A 21,062-nucleotide genomic window follows, 5' to 3' on the forward strand; every position below is an offset into this window, starting at 1 on the left:
TTAGATATAGAAGATTCCTGTTTTAATACTTAATAAGTAATACATGTAAGTCGGAGGTTCATCGGAAATTTCAAGTATATTTAAAAAGAAAAAATTAGAATTAGAATTTAATTAATTACAATTGAAATAGCACTGAAAATTAATAAAACGGCCATAATGATGTTAAATGATTTAGTATGTTTTAATAAAATTTTTTGGAACATGGAACCAAATAAGCTCCAACTGAATGTACTCATTAACCCGACTACACCTAGAAATAATGAGAAAAGTAGAAAACTTGAATATGAATTATAGTAAGGGAGAATAAAAGTTGACACTACAGTCAGCCCGAATAGTATCCCTTTAGGATTAACAAATTGAAGAAAAATCCCCACTGTAAATAAGTTTTTATTATGTTTTTCATCGGGATCTGTACTAGTTTTACTAGTGAGTATTTTAAAAGCTAAATATAGCATGTATGCTATACCTAAAATTTTTAAAGGGAATTCGATTATGGGTAGGATATTGATTAGTACAATATTAAAGAAGCTACATAAGGAAGTGAGGATGAAAAACCCGAAAGCTACTCCAAAGCAAAATTGCATACTCCTTTTTAAACCATGTTGATTGGCGTATGTCATAGCCAAAAAATTGTTAGGTCCGGGTGTGAAGCTACTTATAAAAACAAATAATAAAAAAGAAAATATAGGCATTCCAAAACCCCCTAATTATTAAGTGTGTGTTATAATGACCGAAAAGGACGATATAACGTGTGCTTTTTATTATACATAATGGTCGTTATATTGTATATAGTTTAGGGGTGTTTCTTATGGAAGAAATTCAACTTATTTTAGCAAAAAATTTAAAAACAATACGTGAAAAAGAAAAAATGAGTTTAGAAAAGGTCTCTCAATTAACAGGTGTGAGTAAAACGATGATTGGACAAATTGAACGAGGAGAGTCAAGCCCAACATTAACAACGATATGGAAAATCGCTAATGGTTTGAAAGTGTCTTTTACTTCTCTAATCAATAATCCGCAACCAGATACGAAAGTTGTTTTACGAAATGATGTTCAAGTATTATCAGAAGACAATGGGAGATATAAAGTGTATCCTTCTTTTCCTTTTCAAGATGATAGGAACTTTGAAATCTATACGGTTGAAATTGAAACAGAAGGAAAATTAATTTCGGAAGGCCATAAAGAAGGGACTGAAGAATTTATAACGGTGTTTGAAGGGGAATTGACAATTGAAATAAATGATTGCCAATATAAATTAAATAGTGGGGATGCAATTCGCTTTAAGGCGGATAAATCGCATTCGTATTATAATTCCGGACGAACGCTAACGCGGTTAAGTATGACCATTTATTATTCAGCTTCATAAACTTACAATTATTTTAAGAATATAAAGAAATATGTGTTGATAAACCATCTATAAGAGATGGTTTTATTTTATTTATTCATAAAAAAAGACACTCGTTTGAGTGTCGACATAGTATTGCTCTCGCGTATAGGATTGGAGTATGATTCTCAAAAACGTATTGAGATGGTTCGCATTTGAGAAACTGTCTTCTTATTCAATGTAACATTGTTAGGAAGAAGTGTAAATTGATAATGTATATACGGAAAATTTAGTATAGATAATTTCTACTATTAATATAGTAGAAATGTTTTTTATTGCTTAATCACTATCGTGTAGTTATTGAAAGAATTTTAGCTTTAATTACGTAATCGTTTCTATTTGACCATTTAAGAATGATTATTATAAAAAAGAACGAATCATTTTTTAATCAATTCGTATAATTGTTAAAGAGGCACCAGTTGAACCACCTCCAACTAAATTAACTACGGATAATAGGCCGAATAGTTGAAGTGAAATTGTATTACCAGCAATAAAGTTGGTTATTAAATTATTATTATAATTTGAAGTTGATAGTGCGGGTGAAAAAATAGATCCGGGAAGTGGAGTTGAAGCGTTTAATAGTAGCCTTGTACCAGCAAGTAGTGCAGTTGTCGTATTAACTTGATAGGTTAAATAATATCTCCCAGTAACAGGAACTGTAAATGTATCATTTGAAGCGTTCACTGTAAAATTGCCGAGACTTTGGTTATTAGAAAGTGGAATATTAGTTCCACCTAATATGACTGAAATCGGACCACCTATCGTATTATTAGCGAACATAGAGTTTGTTGTGATAATAGGCCCAGTAATGCCTGTAGGTCCAGTAATGCCTGTGGGCCCAGTAGGACCTGTAAGTCTGTATGGAAGAATAATTTCAAGAGCCAGTGATAATAGTTCTTTTTTTATTTCTTCATTTTTATCTTGAATATAAATCACCTCATTTTTAAATTAGAACGTAACCGATTTAGTATTTTGAAATTGAACTATGATTTTATTATATTAATACTACTAGTTATAGCAACGGTAAAAAGTTTACTATATGTAAAAATCATTTGAGAATGAAAAAGTAGTTATGGAATTCTTCTAAAATGATAGATGTATTATTTTGTTAAGTAGTAAACAAAATGTGGAATGAGGTATTAAATTGAACCGCAATGACAAATTATCGTTGAATAAAGGTATGATAAGACCAGAAAATATTGGACCTACCTTTCCGGTTATTCCGCCAATTTATATTCCAACGGGAGTACCAGGTCCAACGGGAGTACCAGGTCCAACGGGAGTACCAGGAACAACGGGAGCAACAGGTCCAACGGGAGCACCAGGAACAACGGGAGTACCAGGTCCAACGGGAACAACAGGTCCAACGGGAGTACCAGGAACAACGGGAGTACCAGGTCCAACGGGAGTACCAGGAACAACGGGAGCAACAGGCCCAACGGGAGCAACAGGCCCAACAGGAACAACGGGAGTACCAGGTCCAACGGGAGCAACAGGCCCAACGGGAGTATCAGGTCCAACGGGAGTACCAGGTCCAACGGGAGTACCAGGAACAACGGGAGCAACAGGCCCAACGGGAGCACCAGGTCCAACGGGAGTATCAGGTCCAACGGGAGTACCAGGAACAACGGGAGCAACAGGCCCAACGGGAGCACCAGGTCCAACGGGAGTACCAGGCCCAACAGGAGTTATTGGGCCCATAACAACAACTAATTTATTATTTTACACTTTTTCAAATGGAGAGAAACTTATATATACAGATTCAGATGGGATAGCTCAATATGGTACAACTCACATATTATCTCCTAATGAGGTTTCATATATTAACTTGTTTATTAATGGAATACTTCAACCACAACCATTATATCAAGTTAGTACTGGTCAGCTAACTTTATTGGATGATCAACCGCCACCTCAAGGCTCATCAATTATTTTGCAATTTATCACTATTAATTAAAAAAGACAGATTCTTAAATGAAAAGAATCTGTCTTTTTTCTACTTTAAATTAGTTAAAATTAAGTGACGATAAATTCGATTGTAATTGGAATTCCACCGTCTAATGCATCTCCGCCAGGAATTGTAATAGCACCAGTAGGTCCAGTAGTAACACTGGAGTTCACACTAGGTTGAAGAATGCCGTTTACATATAAGTTATAATACGTAAAAGTCGGAAAAGTAGTTGCAGTAGTACCAGCATCGTTTAAACAAGCCGTTGCAGCAATCGCAAAAGCTGAACCTGTTCCTGTTCCAGCTCCTAGTGTAGATGTAAATCTTCTAGATGCCATAAATGGTTGGATGATTGGCAATTAATGCTCACCTCCTAAATTATTTTTTGAACGAAGTATAGAATAACTTGTCCGATATATTGTATGAGATTTTTCTATAATAGAAACGGCTTCTTAATTATTGAGAGAACATAATTTTAGTAAAGATATTGTTACTTATCTGAAAAGATGGTGTTGTTACTTGTTGGTTATATGACTTAGTTTTAATATTTAAATTAAAATGTGCTTTTGGACCTAAGAGATAAACGTGGAAAAATAAAATAAACTTTTAAGTTTAGGTGTTTAATCTAAGCAGTCAATTATTAAAAACATATAATTAATATGTGAGTCATGAACATAATTAATTAACGTTTTCAAGTTTAATTATCATTCATGTTTCCTATTTTAAGTGAATGAAATCTATGCACAATTTTATAGTTCTTATAATAGGAAAATACTCAAATATAAGAAAGGTAAGGAGGAAATAAATGAAACATAATGATTGTTTTGGTCATAACAACTGCAATAATCCGATTGTTTTCACTCCAGATTGTTGTAACAATCCACAAACGGTTCCAATTACTAGCGAACAATTAGGAAGATTAATAACTTTACTAAACTCTTTAATTGCGGCTATTGCAGCGTTTTTTGCAAATCCAAGTGATGCAAACAGATTAGCTTTACTCAATTTGTTTACTCAACTATTGAATTTACTAAATGAATTAGCACCTTCTCCAGAAGGGAATTTCTTAAAACAATTAATTCAAAGTATTATTAACTTACTACAATCTCCTAACCCAGACCTAGGTCAATTACTTTCTTTATTACAACAATTCTTCAGTGCTCTTGCACCATTCTTCTTCTCTTTAATTATTGATCCTGCAAGCTTACAACTTCTATTAAACTTATTAGTTCAACTAATTGGTGCTACTCCAGGAGGTGGCCCAACAGGTCCAACAGGTCCAACAGGTCCAGGAGGCGGAGCAACAGGTCCAACAGGCCCAACAGGTCCAGGAGGCGGAGCAACAGGTCCAACGGGTCCGACGGGAGACACAGGCCCGGCAGGAGCAACAGGTCCAACAGGTCCAACGGGAGACACAGGTCTAGCAGGAGCGACAGGAGCAACAGGTCCAACAGGAGATACAGGAGCAGCAGGCCCAACAGGTCCAACGGGAGACACAGGCCCGACAGGAGCAACAGGTCCAACGGGAGATACAGGCCCGACAGGAGCAACAGGTCCAACGGGAGATACAGGCCCGACAGGATTAACAGGAGCAACAGGAGCAACAGGTGGCGGAGCTATTATTCCATTCGCTTCAGGTACAACACCAGCTCTGTTAGTTAACGCAGCATTAGCTAATACAGGAACTCTTCTTGGATTTGGATTTAGTCAGCCTGGCATAGCACCAGGAATTGGAGGAGATCTTACAATATTCCCAGGTGTTGTAGGTGATTATGCATTTGTAGCACCACGTGATGGGATTATCACGTCGTTAGCAGGATTCTTTAGTGCAACAGCGGCATTAGCTCCATTAGCACCTGTTCAAATTCAGTTGCAAATATTTATCGCACCAGCTGCAAGTAATACGTTTACACCAGTAGCGCCACCTCTATTATTAACACCAACATTACCAGCAATCGCAATTGGTACTACAGCAACAGGAATCCAAGCTTATAATGTTCCAGTAGTTGCTGGGGATAAAATACTGGTATACGTTTCATTAACAGCGGCTAGTCCAATAGCTGCAGTTGCTGGATTTGTAAGTGCAGGTTTAAATATCGTCTAATTCGTTACACTATTTAGTTGAAATTTAAACATTGATTTGTATAAAGTCCTTCCTAATTTTATTAGGAAGGACTTTATTTTTTTGGGGAAGAAGTAATTAATTAAAAATTTACTCGAAAAAATTATGATTTATGATTTACACTTTATAGTTTCTGGAATAAGTTAAATCGTTAAAAATTCCTCATAAGCAAAAAAAGATGAATTCTATTAAAAATAGAATTCATCTTTTAACCTATACTAGTCGAGTAAATGGTTTATCGTGATTAGTGGAATTTCATTTCTCAAATTAGAAATATACTATTTGTTTTTATTACAGTTACATCCTTTTTTCTTTACATAGCCTTGATTGGCTAAATCTCTTTGCGATTGGGAATTGGAAGATTGAGAATTCGAAGACTGAGAGGATGCTGATGAACTACTATTTTTATTATGAGAGTAGTTTTTTCGGTAGTTATAATTACTCATAGTACTATCACCTCCAATTAAATATATAAATATTATATGTATGTACTCTATTAATTGTTACGAAAAAATAGGAATGGAGGATATACAATAAAAAAATCTCCTACGTATTTTCCGAGGAGATAAATAATTGTCTTTTTATGATATAAATCAATATCCCCAGTAAAGAGGGAAATAGTAAGAATCCTGGTAATATAAATCTTGTTGTGGACTAGGAGGCTGAGTTGGTGGGTTTATCATTCCGCGGTTTTGATTACAGTTTGCTGACGGACCAATTACTGTAGTGGATTGAATAGGGGATACGGCTTGTTTCCATTGTTGTTCATCGAGACAGTAAGTATGAGCCATCATATTAGCGGGAGTTAATCTTAAAATATCAGAACCAAAAATAACTTCTGGTGTTGGGGCGTCGAAAATAGCTAATAAATGAGTACCATTTGCTGTAGCGACTTCATAATGCCACCACGCTTGTGGAATGTTGGCGACTTGCCCTGGTTGTATCGGTAAGTTTAATATTTGACTTGTAAAAGGATTCAGTAAAGAAACAACTGCAGATCCTGAAATACAGTAAACAAGTTCAGCTGCATTTTGATGTATGTGTGGCTCTATAACATTTCCTGTACTTAAATAGATATCTAGTAAAGAAGTATTTTCTATAGTGTTTAATTGTTTCACACCAAGTACGTTTATATAATTTTGTGCATCTTTCTGAAAAAAATTACTTTCACTTAAATCATGAGTGAAAGTAATTGAGGGGGAAGTGTAGTCGATATTAGAAGTCATTTGTATTACCCGCCTTTCTATAAGTAAGTTAGGTTACAAAATTAGGGTATGTGTCTAGTGTTTATTTTGTGCAGTTGTAGGTAGCTTAATAAATTCGCTTATTCCATAAAGAATAAGGTATTAAGATTAAACTATATTCGTATTCCCGTTCATACTTTGGATTGATGGAAAAAAGTAATGAAAGTGTTAATTTAAAATTACATCAATCATTTATAAGGAGTGAATGTCCATGTCATTTAGTGAAATGATTAGAAATGAAGTGCTCAGCTGGGCGGGTGTTTCTGAAAAACCGCATCGATTTGGTGGTATTGAAATAAATTATGGTAAGACGGAACTTGGCCATCTTCATGGTGATAAATTAATTGATTTACCATTTCTAAAGTTAAAGCGAGATGAATTAGTGAACCAAGGGTTAGTAAAAGCACATCACGTATTACCTGAATCAGGATGGATAAGTTATTATATAAAAAGTGAAGAGGATATTCCATTTGCAATTGAGTTATTTCGAATGCAATATGATCGAGTACAAAAAAATAATGAAGTAAAGTAGATTAATAAAAATTAATTTTCATGTCACATCCCTCCTTAATCGTTCGTCTTGTTGTAGAACGATTAAGGAGGGATTTTATTATGAAAAATTTTGATGTAGCAATTGTTGGTGGTGGGCTTGCTGGATTAACAGCATCTATATATTTAGCGAAAGCTGGAAGGAAGGTTATCGTATTAGAAAAGTCAGGTCACTTCGGTGGTCGCGGGAGGACTATAAATAAAAATGGCATTTGTATGAATCTTGGTGCACATGCTGTATATAGAGGTGGAGAAGCGTTTAAAACTTTTAATGAGCTAGGTATAAATCTACCAGGTGGAGTTCCATCTACAAAAGCACATGGAATATGGAAAGGGGATGTTTTTACCATCCCAACAGATTTTCGCTCTATTTTATCAACACCGTTACTTTCTTGGTCTGCAAAAGTACAGTTCTCTCGTCTAATGATTCATTTAGTGAATTTAGATGTAGGAAAAGTTTCAAAAATGAGTCTATCTACATGGGCGGAAAAGGAAATTAAAGATCCAATGGTTCGAAATATATTTTATGCATTATGCCGTACAACAACATATACGTATGCTCCTACAATACAATTAGCATCTTCAGTACTAAAGCAAATACAGCTTTCTATGAAAGAAGGAGTACTTTATGTAGATGGTGGTTGGGAGACAATCATAACAAATTTAAGGGATATAGCAAGTATCAGTGGTGTGCAATTTCTAGATAAAAAGAATGTGTTGAAAATAGAGAATTGTGAAGGGAAACAAAGAATACAATGTTTTGACGATCAAATATTTGAAGCAGGTGCCGTCATTGTAACAACTCCGCCGAAAGAAGCTTGTAAAATTATAAAAGGTGCAGAGGGAACAAGTTTGCAAAAATGGTGTGAACAATCTATACAAGTGACCGTGGCAGCGTTAGATATTGGTTTAAAACAATTACCGAATCCTATGCATCATTTTTCTTTGGGATTAGATCAACCGATATTTTTCACAAATCAATCGAGAGCAGCTAAATTAAGTGAAGATGGATCGATTGCAGTGAGTCTAATTAAGTATCATAACCCTGTGCTAGAACTGAATCATATTCAACAAGATAAAGAACGGTTAGAAAGTACGATGGAATTGTTACATCCGAACTGGAGAAGAGAAGTTGTTGCACAGCAATATTTACCGAAAATTACGGTAGTACATGATTTTCCTCATATTGACCGTGTTGAAAAACCAGGCCCTAACATACCTGAAATGCCAGGTGTTTACGTTGCAGGAGATTGGGCTGGACATGATGAAATATTAGCTGATGCTGCGATAGCAAGCGGAAAACGTGCAGCGTTACACATATTAAAGCAATCTGAAAGTGAGGCAGTTCATCATGGAAACGGAGCAATTATATGAAACGTATCAATCATTATTATTTTCGTTAGCATATAGAATCCTTGGAAGTGTTATGGATGCTGAAGATATTGTCCATGACGTATTTGTATCACTTAATAATATGGAGGACGTTCAATCTATAGAAAATATGAAAGCATATTTATGTAAAATGGTAACAAATCGCTCAATTGACAAATTACGTTCGGCAGCACATAAACGTAACGTATATGTTGGAATGTGGTTGCCAGAGCCATTTGTGGAAGAGATTGATGATCCATCAGAGTCATTTGTAATGAAAGAATCAATTTCTACGGCATATTTATTACTTTTACAACAACTGACTGAGGTAGAGAGGGTTGTTTTCATATTAAGAGAGGTTTTCAGTTATGACTACGAAGAAATTGCTTCAATTGTTGATAAGAGTAGTGTGAACTGCCGAAAAATCTTTCAACGTGCACGAAAAAGTATTTTGGATAAGCCAAAGCAGTCAACATTAAGTACGAAGAAGATGGCTGCTTATGTGGAGAAATTTGTATCATCATTGCAGTGTGGGGATACGCAAGGAATGTTAGAAGTATTAAAAACAGATGCGATATTGCAAGCAGATGGTGGTGGTAAAGTTACAACTGTAATTCATCCAATTTATTCTGCAGATAGAATTATACGTTTATTCTTTGGAATTGGGAAGAAGTTCCCGGTAGAGTACGTTGTTGATTTTAAGATGGTAAATGGTGCCCCAGGTGTTATTGTTAAAGTAAATAATAAAGTGACTTATGTGCTTTCATTTACATTTGAGAATGAGAAAATCTCAAACATTTATATGATGGTTAATCCTGAAAAACTTATGCACTTAAATGTAACAGTATAAAAAAGACGCATTTCTTTAGAAGTGCGTCTTTTTTTTATTTCTCTAACATTTCAAGAGGTACATCTTTTTCGCCGGCTACCTCAAATTTAATTTCCCCATCTTCTTCATAAATACGTGAAATAATCGGTATAGTAATCATTAATTTTTTATGCTGTTTTCGTTTTCGAGCAGCATCTAAGCTAATCACGTTCATTGTAAGCATCCTTTCTTCTAGAAATATATAAACAAAAGAAAATGCGTCCGGAAAGGGCGCTTAATTGAATTTGAAATACCGATTCATTTAATTGGGGTTTATATGATTTAACAACTGCAATTGAATTAAAAATAGTATGAATGGAATAATTGCACGTAGAAATTAACTTTACCAAAAAACGAAACAATATGCTATAAAAAAATTTAAATCTTTGTCGTATAACGAGAAAAAGATTTTCGTTTCGCATATAATGAAAGTAGACGGGCAGCAAGAGCTTTTTCATCATATTGCTTAGGAAAGGCGATGAAAAAATGGATACGTTAGATTCATTATTATTTCAACTTGAACAATATGGAGAAGAGCATGATCGAAATAAAAAAACACGGGAAGAAAAATTACGGAATATTTCTCGTGAAATGGGGCAATTTTTATCAATTTTAGTAAAAGGATGTAGTGCAAAAAATATTTTAGAAATTGGAACTTCTAATGGATATTCTACATTGTGGTTAGCTAACGCGGTAGAAGAAACAAATGGAAATGTAACAACTGTAGAGCTTTCTTCGGAACGAGTTGGAGAGGCACTTGTCAATTTTGAAAAGGCAAACCTTTTGCAAAGGGTTGATGTTCATAATCAAGAAGCAGGGGCATTTTTAGATTCGCAACTAGATTATTCATTTGATTTTATTTTCCTAGATTCAGAGCGGACGCAATACATGTGGTGGCTTGAGCATATAAAACGCATTTTACAGCCAAAGGGTTTTCTTGTTGTTGATAATGCTACATCTCATGCGAGTGAGTTAGCCGAGTTTATAAACATGATTGAAGAAGATGAAATGTTTGAAACGGTGTTATTGGCATTTCAAAATGGAGCATTCGTAGCGCGCAAGAAGAAATAGGAGTGAGCACAATTTAATTATCACATTGAAAAAGGGTGTATGTCAAAAGATTGAGTACAGTAGGATAAGAAGACCATAATTTATATACGTAATATATGAAGAATCCGCCTTCAGCATGTTGTTCTCTAGGTCTTAAGTCTGAGGAAAATTATGTTGAGAACAGGTATACTTATACTAAGAAACAGGGAATGACTGCATATGCAGGTATTTCTTGAAAAATCGGTTTCAAACAAGTGGAATTCGATGAATGAGATGAAATATATAGTGCATATAAATTCGCACATATAAATAAAGGAGCGATTTTGTTGACTGAACTCGAGAAAAAAGAACCTGTATCGATTGTGAAAGATAATAATGTAGAAGTAGTGGTTGATACAGTTATAAAAGATGCAGAATTAGAGGAATTGAATAAAGAAGCTGATCTTTATGTACAAAAGTTAAATAGCGAGCAAAATACAGATTTATCAAAAGTATTGTCTCAGCTAGGAGATTTAGGAGATAAAGAGCAACAAGCAGCAGGACAAACGTTGTCAGCATTAAAACGTCCTGTAACAGCGATGATGAATGGAAAAAACGAAGAAATTCCAAATACATTGTTAGAATTACGAAAAGTGGTATCAGAACTTGATCCGAATTCATTAAAAGCAAGTGGTATGAAGAAAATTATGTTTAAAGTATTCAAGAAAAATCCACTTGAAACATACGTGCATAAATATCAATCTATAGATAAGCAAATTGAGGAGATTATAAGATCCCTTCTAATTGGTCGTGACAACTTACAAGAAGATACAGTTGGTCTTGAAATGCTTAAAGAACAATCGCACGATAAAATTCATGCTCTTGATAAACAAGTATACTTAGGAAGAAAACTCGCTGGTATGCTAGAAGCTGAGAAACAAAATCCAGAACGTCAAAGAGATATTCCATTAATTAATGATGCATTAGAAAAAATTCTAGTACGTACGCGAAATATGCAGCAAGCGAAAAGTGTATTATTACAATCTATCGCATCTGTAGATATTATTAAGAAAAATAATGAAAAGTTAACAGAGGCAATTCGTAATGCAATTACGATGACGCAAAACGTTGTAACAGTTTCAGCTGCTATCCAGCTAGCGTTAACAAATCAGCGTAAAACAATTGATGCAGTGAATGCGACAAATGAAGCAATTGAATCAATGGTATTAAGTAACTCACAAGCATTAAAACAAAATACAGAAGAAACAACAAAACTTCTTGAAAATCCTGCTATTAGCATGGATAAATTACGTGAATCATTCCAAAATGTATTTGCTGCGATTGAAGCTTCTGAGAAATCATCAGAACGTATTATTGAGTCAAGTAAGAAGTTTGTAATTGAATTAGACACATTTAATGATGAAATGAAACAAAAACTTATTCAGCGTCCAAGGAAATAACAGACTTTTAGAGGAGGTGAAAAAATGAGTTTCATTCAAACCGTATTAGTATTATTGGGTACATTGCTTTTAATTGCATTTACTGTTGTTGTTTTAGTTGTATATTTCGGGCGTAAACTGTATTTTTCATGGGCGAAGCCATATAAAAGAGCACACGATTCTTTAGATAAGTTATCGAATAAATCATTACCGTTTCTACAAGAATTTACACAACATCCACTCTTTTATCGCTGGATTCGTACGGAAGGGAAGAAAGAACAACATACATTAAACACTCTTTTCTGTGCATCGGGTCAACGTACGAGAGAGCAAGTATTCTCAATGTTACCGAAAGAAAAACAGAAAAAAGTACATGTAATGGCAAAAACAACGAAAAAACTTACAAATGAAGATATTGATGTAGCGGCGATGAAAGTAAAAGAATTTTTAAGACAAGAAACGCAGCAAACAGTAAAACCGACAGACTTATCGTTTTATAAATTGTATTTTTATGATCGATATCCAGATGCATTAAATACAATTCAAGCGTATAAACGCTCAATAAATCCTTCATTACAACGCACGGTTGATGATATTACAATTTCAGTATTAAATGCACTTCCGTATTATCAAGAACAACGCATGTTTGAGCAACAACATAAACTTGAAACGTTCTTAATGAAAGATTTAACTGCGATGCTATCGTTAGTCGTACAATTACCACCTTCACAACGACCAGAAAAAGAAGAAGAGTTAAAAATCTACTTGCAAAATTTCCAAAAAGAAATGGAAGTAGTCGAGCGAGATATTCGTGATTCTATTGATCACGATTTGAATGTGAAGATGAGAGCAGCGACTGAGAAGTTTAAGAATAAATAATAAAAGCGCCTTAAAGCTATAGTTCTTAGCTTGTAAGGCGCTTTTTTATTAGATGTTATTTTGCTTTAACGGTAGTATGACTAGATGCAATACTTTCATTATGCAATCGATCAACCGCGGTTACTACATACGTATACGTTTCTCCAGAAATAGCTGTTTTATCTACATAAATTTCTCCAAGTTTTGTTTTTCTTACAGTAGTAAGTAAATGTTTTGGATTTTGTATATCCACTTCATTTTTTCCATTCACACGGTAAATGGCGTAATAAGCAGAGTCATTCTCTCTATCATCAATGATACCTACAGCGATACCTTCATCCCGTGGAATCGCACCTTTTAAAGTCGGTTGTTTTGGTGGTTCATGATCAAGCCAAGGCATAGATGGAATTAGTGCAGGATGTTTATATACGTCTTTTGCGAGTCTATCTTTAACTCCAAGTGGATTGTTATTAATATCTTTTAAGCTAAAATGCATACTACCTTTTATTTCAGGATATAACCGGTTTAATGCAATTTGCCTTGGATATTCTTCTGGGTCGGACCAAGCAGGAACAGAGTTGTTATTAATTTTATAGGCCGCCTGACCGATGTATAGGTGAATTGGTTTATTAGTTGTTTCTTTTACCCACCAATCTACTAATATATCATATGCAGCTGGTGTGAAACCAATATTCCAATATACTTGCGGTGTAATGTAATCAATATAACCTTTTTGTATCCATTCACGTGTATCAGCATAAAGGTCATCATAGTTTCTTTGACCTGCAGTTGTGTTAGAGCCAGTTGGATCGTCGGCTATATTTCGCCATACGCCGAATGGACTAATGCCAAACTTTACGTATGATTTTTCTTGTTTTATAGCAGTATTTAAATCTTTGACAAGTTCATTTACATTGTCACGTCGCCAATCCTCTATATTTGTAAATCTACCGTTATTATATGTTTCGTACGTTTTTTGATCGGGGAATTGTTCACCTGCTACTTTATATGGATAAAAATAATCATCCATATGCAAAGCATCAATATCGTAATTTTGTACGATTTCTAAAGCACCTTCTGTTATAAATTTTTTCACCTCTGGAATACCAGGGTTGTAATATAATTTTCCGCCATAAGGTACAATCCAATCCGGATGTTGTCTTGCAGGGTGATTATCTGATAATCGATTTATATCAGTGTGATTCATCGTTATTCGGTATGGATTAATCCATGCGTGGAATTCTATATTTCTTTTATGAGCTTCTTCAATCATAAATGCGAGCGGGTCGTATCCAGGGTCTTTGCCTTGTGTACCTGTAATGTATTCAGACCAAGGACCGTAATGGGAAGGGTAAAAAGCATCAGCGGTTGGTTTTATTTGTACAACAACTGCATTCATACCAGTGTTTTTTACATCATCTAATAATCTAATAAACTCTTGTTTCTGCTTTTCGATGGGTAAGCCAGTTTTTGAGGGCCAATCAATATTAAGAACAGATGCGATCCATACAGCGCGTAATTCATGTTTTTTGTACGTAGTACTTACTTCAGCGTAAGTAGAGTGAGGGGACATGAAAGGAATAAAAAAGATGACGATACAACATATCATTAATAAACGTTTAACGATCATTTATACGCCTCCCTATTATATGGTTAACTAATATGATATCCGAGGTGAGGTTGTACCTACAATTGAGAAAATAAATATTGAAACATTAATTTAATAGGAAAAATATTTTCACTGAAATTTACTTTCAGTATAACTAAATTCTTTCACGTCTTCATATGCTTGTTAGTAAAGTGAAACTTCCTTTCAATCGAAGGAGATAATTTATAAGTATAGGAGGATTAATAAATGAAGGTTTTATTCGTTTGTTCTGGAGGGATGTCCAGTGCAATTGTTGTAAACGCTTTAAAAAAAGAGGCGGAGAAAAAGGGTGTAAACATGGAAGTGCATGCGATTGGAACAAATGAGGTAGAGGAAGAGGTGAAGAATGGCTGGGATGTTGTAATGGTTGCACCTCAAATAAGACATCGATTTGACTCTGTTAAAAAATTCGCAGAAGAGGAATCTATCCCGTGCGGTATCATACCGCCACAAGCATACACGCCGCTTGGCGGACCAACTTTATTAAAAACTGTAAATGATTTAATTAGTTAGGGGGAAGCGTTATGAATAAGTTTGTCACGTTTCTTGATAAAAATTTATCTGGACCGATGGCAAGGCTTTCTGAACAGAGGCATTTACAAGCAATCCGTGATGGAGTTATTTCTGCATTACCATTTATTATTGTAGGAAGTTTCTTTTTAATCGTAGCATTTCCACCATTACCGAAAGATAGTTTCATATCTGTTTGGGCATTAAAAAACCAAACAAGTATATTAATACCATATCGTTTAACAATGTTTATTATGTCTTTATATATAGCATTTGGAATAGGATATAATTTGGCGAAAAGTTATAAGCTAGATGCTTTATCAGGAGCACAACTTGCTGTATGTTCATTACTACTAACATTAACGCCTGAATTAATTGATAAAAAAGGGTTTATGCTACCGATGACAAATCTCGGAGGACATGGATTATTCGTGACGATGATTGTTTCGATTTTATCAGTGGAGATTTTAAGATTTTGTAAGAAGAAAAATGTAACGATTAAAATGCCAGAACAAGTACCACCATCAGTAGCGCGTTCGTTTGAAGCACTTATACCTGCGGCTTTCGTTATTATTATTATGAGTCTTATTACTGTCGTTTTTAAAGTGGATGTACATTACGTTGTGGATAAATTAGCAGCACCGTTAGTAAAAGCTGGTGATAGTTACTTTGGTGTCATCATCCCTGTATTTTTAATTACATTTTTCTGGTCTTTCGGGATACATGGTGTATCCGTTGTAGGTACGGTAGCAAGGCCGCTTTGGGATGTGTATTTAGGGAAGAACGGTGAAGCTGTAGCAAGTGGGGCAAGTCATTTCCCATTCATTGCACCAGAACCGTTTTATCAATGGTTTATTTGGATTGGTGGTTCGGGAGCAACGTTAGGACTTGTGTTAGCTATGATTGTATTTGGGCGATCAAAATATTCGAAAGCATTATCGAGAACTTGTATAGTGCCCGGCATTTTTAATATTAATGAACCAGTTATATTCGGTTTACCAATTGTCCTGAATCCAATCTTAATTATTCCATTCGTTATTACACCGCTAATAACAGCTACAATAGCTTATTCTGCAACTGCAATGGGTTTTGTAACGCCAACGCATATTATGCCGCCTTGGACACTACCAGCTCCAATTGGTGCGTATTTAGCTACAGGAGGAGATTGGCGTGCAGTTGTATTAGTGTTAATAAATATAGCAATATCATTCCTTATTTATCTACCATTCTTTAAAATGTACGACAAAAATATGCTTGAAATTGAAAAGAATGGTGACGGAGAATCTGTTAATCCGTAAGTTTTATACTGTATTTATGAGTGATAGGTATTTTGCCTATCACTTCTTTCACATGAAGTCCAGAGAGGGTGAAATGGAATGAATATAAAATTTAGTTATAAAGGTGTATTTTTATTACTATTTGGAGTGGTATGTGCAAATTTCCTTTTTGTACCTTTATTAAGAATGATACATCTACCACAAATGCATAGTATATGGCTTGTTACAAGCATTGCGGCAAGTATTTTACTTACAGTAGTTGTTTCTTTTATTGATGGATCGTTTGCATCAAAAACTCAGTTGTTTTTTAGATTTATATTATTTTCAATCGGTTGTACGTTTGTAACTTACATGATTGTTTTTTAGTAAAGGGGAGGTGATGCATGCTATGTATATCGCAGGGATTATGTCCGGTACTTCATTAGATGGAATAGACGTAGCGCTCGTTCATATAGAAGGGAGTGGTGTAGATTCTAAAGTTGAACTCATCCATTTTACTACAGTTCCATTTTGTAATGATATGAAAAATGAGATCCAACAGGCATTATCAATAGAAAATTCAAATGTCCAACTCATATGCAGTTTGAATTTCAAACTCGGTTTATGCTTCGCTAACGCTGTAAAGGAAGCTTGTAAGGAGGTCAATTTTTCTGTGGGAAAATTAGATTTAATAGGTTCTCACGGACAAACGATTTATCATCAGCCAAAGCAAGATGGTAATATGATTCCTTCCACATTGCAAATTGGAGAACCTGCAGTTATAGCGTATGAAACGAACACGACGGTTATTTCTAATTTTCGAACGATGGACATGGCAGCAGGGGGACAAGGTGCACCTCTTGTGCCATATTCAGAGGTTATTTTGTATCGTCATCCAACTAAAAATAGACTACTACAAAATATTGGTGGGATCGGTAATGTTACTGTAGTACCACGTCACATAAGTGATAAAAGCGTTATAGCTTTTGATACAGGTCCAGGGAATATGGTAATTGATGAAGTATGTCAAAGATTATTTCAGTTGCCATATGATCAAAATGGTAAGATTGCAAAACAGGGAGTAGTTGTAGAAGAAATTTTGGCATTTTGTATGAATCATCCATTTTTGAAAATGAATCCACCGAAATCAACTGGTAGAGAACAGTTTGGAGAAGAATTTGTCAGTGAGTTATTGAAGCGGTTTGAAAAGTATAGTAAAGAAAATATATTGACGACTGTCACGATGTTTACAGCAAGTTCAATTGTTCATCACTATAAGGGGTTTATTCTACCATATTATGAAATCGATGAGGTGATTTTAGGCGGTGGCGGTAGTTATAATCGTACACTTGTTGAAATGATAAGAAATGGATTGAAGGAAGAAAAGTGCACAGTATTCATTCAAGAAGATATAGGCCATTCTTCAGAGGCCAAAGAAGCTATCGCTTTTGCAATTTTAGCAAACGAAACGCATCATCGTATTCCGAGTAATGTGCCGAGTGCAACAGGTGCAAAGCAACCCGTAGTTTTAGGGAATGTAACATTCCCTCCAATAAGATGATGAAAATGAGGCGAACATATGAAGTATATGATTGGAGTAGATGGCGGGGGAACGAAGACAGAAGCAATTGCATTTGATAAAGACGGAAACAAACTTGTAAGAGCTACAAGTGGTTTTGGAAATATATTAATAGATTTTGAAGAAGCTCTAGTGCATATTATGGAAGCTATCGATGAATGCCAGAAAGGTTTATTAAATGAGCATTGCGTTTGTATTTGTTTAGGATTAGCGGGTGTAAGTGGAGTAAATACGAATGAATTAACATTACGTCTAAAAAAGAAGTATGGAACACCAATTGAAGTATTTAATGACGCAATGATTGCACATTCAGCTGTTTTAAAAGGGAAGGATGGGATTTTAACGATTGGCGGTACAGGCGCGATTTGTTTAGGAAAGAAAGGAGAAGTGTACGAGTATAGCGGTGGATGGGGACATATTTTAGGTGATGAAGGAAGTGGATATTGGATTGCATTACAAGGTTTAAAGAGAATGGCAAATCAATTTGATCAAGGACTTGCACTTTGTCCATTAAGCTTAAGGATTCAAGATGAGTTTCAACTTTTGACGTCGTCTCATATAAAAAGACTAGTTTATAGTTCTCCAAAAGATAATGTTGCAGCAATTGCGCCATTCATTATTGAGGAGGCGAGAAATGGGAATGATGATGCACAAGAAATTATCCTGCAAGCGGCTAAGGAATTAACGAGAATTACGGTGAATATTTACAATAAAATGCAGTTTGATTTATCAACTTCAATTGCAGTAAGTGGTAGCATATTGTGTTTAGTTCCTGAAATATATGCTGAATTTAAGAAATGCTGTGAGAAAAGTATAGGAGAAGTTACATTTGTATCACAATCTGAACCAGCAGTGAAAGGAACATATTATTTAATGAAGAATAAATATTTTAAAATATAACTGCATGAGAATTTTTGTATGATTTGTAAATATATGATGTTAAAATATATAAAGGGATGTGGATAAAAAAGTACAATATACATAGTTCTTGAATATTGTATATGTATTCCCATGTAGAAAGTGAATGATTATATGATTAATAGTATGCAGTTTTTGTATTTGGTGGCTTCTTATTTATTTGGAAACATATTGACCGCTTATATAGTAACGAAATGGAGACATAACGTTGATATTCGGGATGAAGGAAGCGGTAATCCTGGCGCAAGAAATATGGGGCGTGTATATGGAAAAGGGTATTTCATCGCTACATTTTTAGGTGATGCAATTAAAGGGGCAATCGTAGTTTCTATTGCAAAATACCTTTTTGGAGATTCTACATTTGTATTGTTAGCTTTACTGGCTGTTTTACTTGGACATATTTATCCAATTATATTTAAAGGCAAGGGCGGAAAAGGCATATCCACTTTTATTGGAGGATTAATCGCATTTGATTATTTGATAGCGCTTACTCTTGTTGCTGTTTTCGTTATATTTTATTTAATCTTTAAAGGGTTTACTAAGCCAGGGTTAATTACAATCGCTTGTTTACCAGTTTGCATGATTTTGTATTCTTACTCTATTGTTACGACTATTTTAAGTGCACTTATCATTGTACTTATTTTATATGTAAATCGCGAATGAAATGAACTTTTAATAAGTGGAGTTAATCTCCACTTATCATTTTTATTAAATGCATAAAGGAGAGAAAGCATGGGGTTAATTTATAAAGTTGCTGATCAAGCTTGGGAATTTGAACATATACATAAATTGAATTATAAAACATTTGTAGAAGAAATTCCGCAACATGAAGAAACGAAAGAGCGTGTTCGTATAGATCGTTTTCATGATGAAAATACATATTTAGTTTGTTTAGATGAAGATAAGTTAGTAGGTATGGTTGCGTTGCGAGGGAAACGACCATTCTCATTAGATAATAAAATTTCAAATTTAGATTTTTATTTGCAAGAACATGGAGAAAACGTATATGAAATTCGTTTACTTTCAGTAGAACATGAATATCGAAATGGAAGAGCGTTATTAGGTTTAATTCGCTTTTTACATCGTTATTTGCTTCTAAATGGATATGAATTGGCACTCATTTCTGCAACAACACGTGAACTACCTTTATATGAGCAAATGGGATTCAAATCTTTCCATTCGTTAGTTGGTACAGAAGAAGCAGCCTTCCAGCCAATGTATGTTACCCCTGCTATGTTTGAAGCATCGAGTGTTGGGGGTATTATGACGAAAGAATATACGTTTTTACCTGGTCCAGTAGATATTGAAGACAATGTTCGAAAGGCATTTTCTACTAAGCCTATTTCACATCGTTCTAAGTCATTTCAAGTGACGATGGAAAATGTGAAAAAACGTTTACTGCAAATGACAAAAGCGAAACGTGTGCAAATTATGTTAGGAACAGGGACGTTAGCGAATGATGCCATTGCTTTACAGTTACGTTCTTTAAAAGGAAAAGGGCTAGTATTAACAAATGGGGAATTCGGTAATAGATTAGTTGGACAAGCAGCGCGCGCGCAATTACATTTTGATACGTATAAAAAAGAAATGGGAGAACCATTTATTTATACCGAATTAGAACAAATAATGGAAACTGGAAATTATGAATGGCTTTGGTTTGTTCACCATGAAACATCAACTGGTATGTTAAATGAGTTAGACGAGTTAAATGTTTTATGTAAAAAGTATAAAGTGAAACTATGTGTAGATTGTATTAGTTCAATTGGAGCGATACCGATAGATTTAAAGGATGTATATTTTGCGAGCGGTGTTAGTGGAAAGGCAATTAAATCGTTTACTGGTTTATCTTTCGTTTTTTATAGTCATAATGTGAAAGTAAACGAGACTTTACCGGCCTATATGGACATTGGCATGTACGAAGAAAATGAAAGTATTCCATATTCTCATTCATGGAATTTAATTTATGCATTGCAAGAAGCGTTGAAGAGATTTGAAGATGCAGAAGTATTTGAAAAAATAAAAGAGACGTATGCATATATTGAACATGCTATTACTACTATGAGTTTAAAACTTGTTTCACCTAAAGAACATGCTGCGCCAATTATACTTACCATTCAATTAAATAAAGATCTTTCTTCTAAATCGGTAGGTGATGCGTTAGCGTTACAAGGATATATCGTCCATTATGAATCAGCGTATTTACAAAAGAATAACTGGATCCAAATCGCATGCCTGAATCATTACAAAGAACGTGATATGAAGAGGATGTTAAATTGTTTACAAATGTTTGTATTACAGAGTGAGGTACATATATAAAGACTTTTTCTTAATATAGATGG

The 21,062-nt window shown here is 34.7% G+C and carries 22 protein-coding genes; 16 read left to right on the forward strand and 6 right to left on the reverse strand.

The features are described 5' to 3' along the window. Positions 1-107: 107 nt before the first annotated feature. Entirely contained in the window at positions 108-692 is a 585-nt protein-coding gene (locus FS742_RS04430; RefSeq protein WP_144611353.1) for a LysE family transporter, read from the reverse strand. A gap of 59 nt (positions 693-751) precedes the next feature. On the opposite strand from FS742_RS04430, the gene FS742_RS04435 reads away from it, so the two are divergent. Further along, the gene (locus tag FS742_RS04435) at positions 752-1,366 is read left to right on the forward strand and encodes a helix-turn-helix domain-containing protein (RefSeq protein ID WP_144611354.1); all 615 of its coding nucleotides are present in this window, start codon (positions 752-754) and stop codon (positions 1,364-1,366) included. A 402-nt stretch (positions 1,367-1,768) separates the two neighbouring features. Here the strand turns inward: FS742_RS04435 and FS742_RS04440 are convergent, their stop codons facing one another. Continuing rightward, entirely contained in the window at positions 1,769-2,320 is a 552-nt protein-coding gene (locus tag FS742_RS04440) for a BclA C-terminal domain-containing protein (RefSeq protein WP_144611355.1), read from the reverse strand. 208 nt (positions 2,321-2,528) lie between these two features. On the opposite strand from FS742_RS04440, the gene FS742_RS04445 reads away from it, so the two are divergent. Continuing rightward, entirely contained in the window at positions 2,529-3,341 is an 813-nt protein-coding gene (locus tag FS742_RS04445; RefSeq protein WP_186327141.1) for a DUF4183 domain-containing protein, read from the forward strand. A gap of 59 nt (positions 3,342-3,400) precedes the next feature. On the opposite strand, the gene FS742_RS04450 is transcribed toward FS742_RS04445, so the two are convergent. Next, a complete protein-coding gene (locus FS742_RS04450; protein ID WP_144611356.1) occupies positions 3,401-3,691 on the reverse strand; it encodes a DUF4183 domain-containing protein in 291 nt (96 codons plus the stop codon). Positions 3,692-4,137: 446 nt separating this feature from the next. Here FS742_RS04450 and FS742_RS04455 point away from each other — a divergent pair, with 446 nt between their 5' ends. After that, on the forward strand, positions 4,138-5,436 hold the full coding sequence (locus FS742_RS04455) for an exosporium glycoprotein BclB-related protein (RefSeq protein ID WP_144611357.1): 1,299 nt from the start codon (positions 4,138-4,140) through the stop codon (positions 5,434-5,436). A 611-nt stretch (positions 5,437-6,047) separates the two neighbouring features. On the opposite strand, the gene FS742_RS04460 is transcribed toward FS742_RS04455, so the two are convergent. Continuing rightward, positions 6,048-6,680 (reverse strand): cupin domain-containing protein, encoded by a 633-nt coding sequence (locus tag FS742_RS04460; protein ID WP_144611358.1) that lies wholly within the window; start codon positions 6,678-6,680, stop codon positions 6,048-6,050. Positions 6,681-6,909: 229 nt separating this feature from the next. Between FS742_RS04460 and FS742_RS04465 the strand changes: the two genes are divergently transcribed. The 3 genes from FS742_RS04465 (at position 6,910) to FS742_RS04475 (ending at position 9,468) form a co-directional block, all read left to right on the forward strand. Then, the gene (locus FS742_RS04465) at positions 6,910-7,230 is read left to right on the forward strand and encodes a luciferase domain-containing protein (RefSeq protein WP_144611359.1); all 321 of its coding nucleotides are present in this window, start codon (positions 6,910-6,912) and stop codon (positions 7,228-7,230) included. A gap of 80 nt (positions 7,231-7,310) precedes the next feature. Further along, a complete protein-coding gene (locus tag FS742_RS04470; RefSeq protein ID WP_144611360.1) occupies positions 7,311-8,621 on the forward strand; it encodes a phytoene desaturase family protein in 1,311 nt (436 codons plus the stop codon). Further along, complete coding sequence (locus FS742_RS04475; protein WP_144611361.1) at positions 8,599-9,468, forward strand: sigma-70 family RNA polymerase sigma factor; 870 nt, start codon at positions 8,599-8,601, stop codon at positions 9,466-9,468. Before FS742_RS04470 ends, FS742_RS04475 begins: the two co-directional genes overlap by 23 nt. Before the next feature lie 34 nt (positions 9,469-9,502). Here the strand turns inward: FS742_RS04475 and FS742_RS27450 are convergent, their stop codons facing one another. Continuing rightward, on the reverse strand, positions 9,503-9,661 hold the full coding sequence (locus FS742_RS27450; protein ID WP_001100983.1) for a hypothetical protein: 159 nt from the start codon (positions 9,659-9,661) through the stop codon (positions 9,503-9,505). A 311-nt stretch (positions 9,662-9,972) separates the two neighbouring features. Here FS742_RS27450 and FS742_RS04480 point away from each other — a divergent pair, with 311 nt between their 5' ends. The 3 genes from FS742_RS04480 (at position 9,973) to FS742_RS04490 (ending at position 12,833) form a co-directional block, all read left to right on the forward strand. Next, entirely contained in the window at positions 9,973-10,557 is a 585-nt protein-coding gene (locus FS742_RS04480) for an O-methyltransferase (protein WP_144611362.1), read from the forward strand. A gap of 305 nt (positions 10,558-10,862) precedes the next feature. Then, a complete protein-coding gene (locus tag FS742_RS04485; RefSeq protein WP_000137398.1) occupies positions 10,863-11,975 on the forward strand; it encodes a toxic anion resistance protein in 1,113 nt (370 codons plus the stop codon). A gap of 24 nt (positions 11,976-11,999) precedes the next feature. Next, positions 12,000-12,833, forward strand: a complete 834-nt coding sequence (locus tag FS742_RS04490; RefSeq protein ID WP_144611363.1) for a DUF3974 domain-containing protein — start codon at positions 12,000-12,002, stop codon at positions 12,831-12,833. A 55-nt stretch (positions 12,834-12,888) separates the two neighbouring features. Here the strand turns inward: FS742_RS04490 and FS742_RS04495 are convergent, their stop codons facing one another. Then, complete coding sequence (locus FS742_RS04495) at positions 12,889-14,442, reverse strand: glycoside hydrolase family 10-like protein (protein WP_144611364.1); 1,554 nt, start codon at positions 14,440-14,442, stop codon at positions 12,889-12,891. A gap of 225 nt (positions 14,443-14,667) precedes the next feature. Here FS742_RS04495 and FS742_RS04500 point away from each other — a divergent pair, with 225 nt between their 5' ends. The 7 genes from FS742_RS04500 (at position 14,668) to FS742_RS04530 (ending at position 21,039) form a co-directional block, all read left to right on the forward strand. Beyond that, entirely contained in the window at positions 14,668-14,973 is a 306-nt protein-coding gene (locus FS742_RS04500; RefSeq protein WP_144611365.1) for a PTS sugar transporter subunit IIB, read from the forward strand. Between the two features lie 11 nt (positions 14,974-14,984). Further along, positions 14,985-16,268 carry a PTS sugar transporter subunit IIC gene (locus tag FS742_RS04505; RefSeq protein WP_144611366.1) on the forward strand — a complete coding sequence of 428 codons (1,284 nt, stop codon included), beginning with the start codon at positions 14,985-14,987 and terminating at the stop codon, positions 16,266-16,268. A 78-nt stretch (positions 16,269-16,346) separates the two neighbouring features. Next, the gene (locus tag FS742_RS04510; protein ID WP_144611367.1) at positions 16,347-16,613 is read left to right on the forward strand and encodes a hypothetical protein; all 267 of its coding nucleotides are present in this window, start codon (positions 16,347-16,349) and stop codon (positions 16,611-16,613) included. Between the two features lie 22 nt (positions 16,614-16,635). After that, positions 16,636-17,787, forward strand: coding sequence for an anhydro-N-acetylmuramic acid kinase AnmK (gene anmK, locus FS742_RS04515; RefSeq protein ID WP_144612060.1), 1,152 nt, complete (start codon positions 16,636-16,638; stop codon positions 17,785-17,787). A gap of 18 nt (positions 17,788-17,805) precedes the next feature. Beyond that, positions 17,806-18,705, forward strand: a complete 900-nt coding sequence (locus FS742_RS04520) for a BadF/BadG/BcrA/BcrD ATPase family protein (protein ID WP_144611368.1) — start codon at positions 17,806-17,808, stop codon at positions 18,703-18,705. 132 nt (positions 18,706-18,837) lie between these two features. Next, positions 18,838-19,386: a glycerol-3-phosphate 1-O-acyltransferase PlsY gene (gene plsY, locus FS742_RS04525; RefSeq protein ID WP_144611369.1), complete on the forward strand. Its 549-nt coding sequence runs from the start codon at positions 18,838-18,840 to the stop codon at positions 19,384-19,386. 69 nt (positions 19,387-19,455) lie between these two features. After that, complete coding sequence (locus FS742_RS04530; protein WP_144611370.1) at positions 19,456-21,039, forward strand: aminotransferase class V-fold PLP-dependent enzyme; 1,584 nt, start codon at positions 19,456-19,458, stop codon at positions 21,037-21,039. The last annotated feature ends 23 nt before the right edge of the window (positions 21,040-21,062 follow it).

This window comes from Bacillus cereus (assembly GCF_007678085.1).
In the GTDB taxonomy this organism is placed as follows: Bacteria; Bacillota; Bacilli; order Bacillales; family Bacillaceae_G; genus Bacillus_A; species Bacillus_A cereus_BE.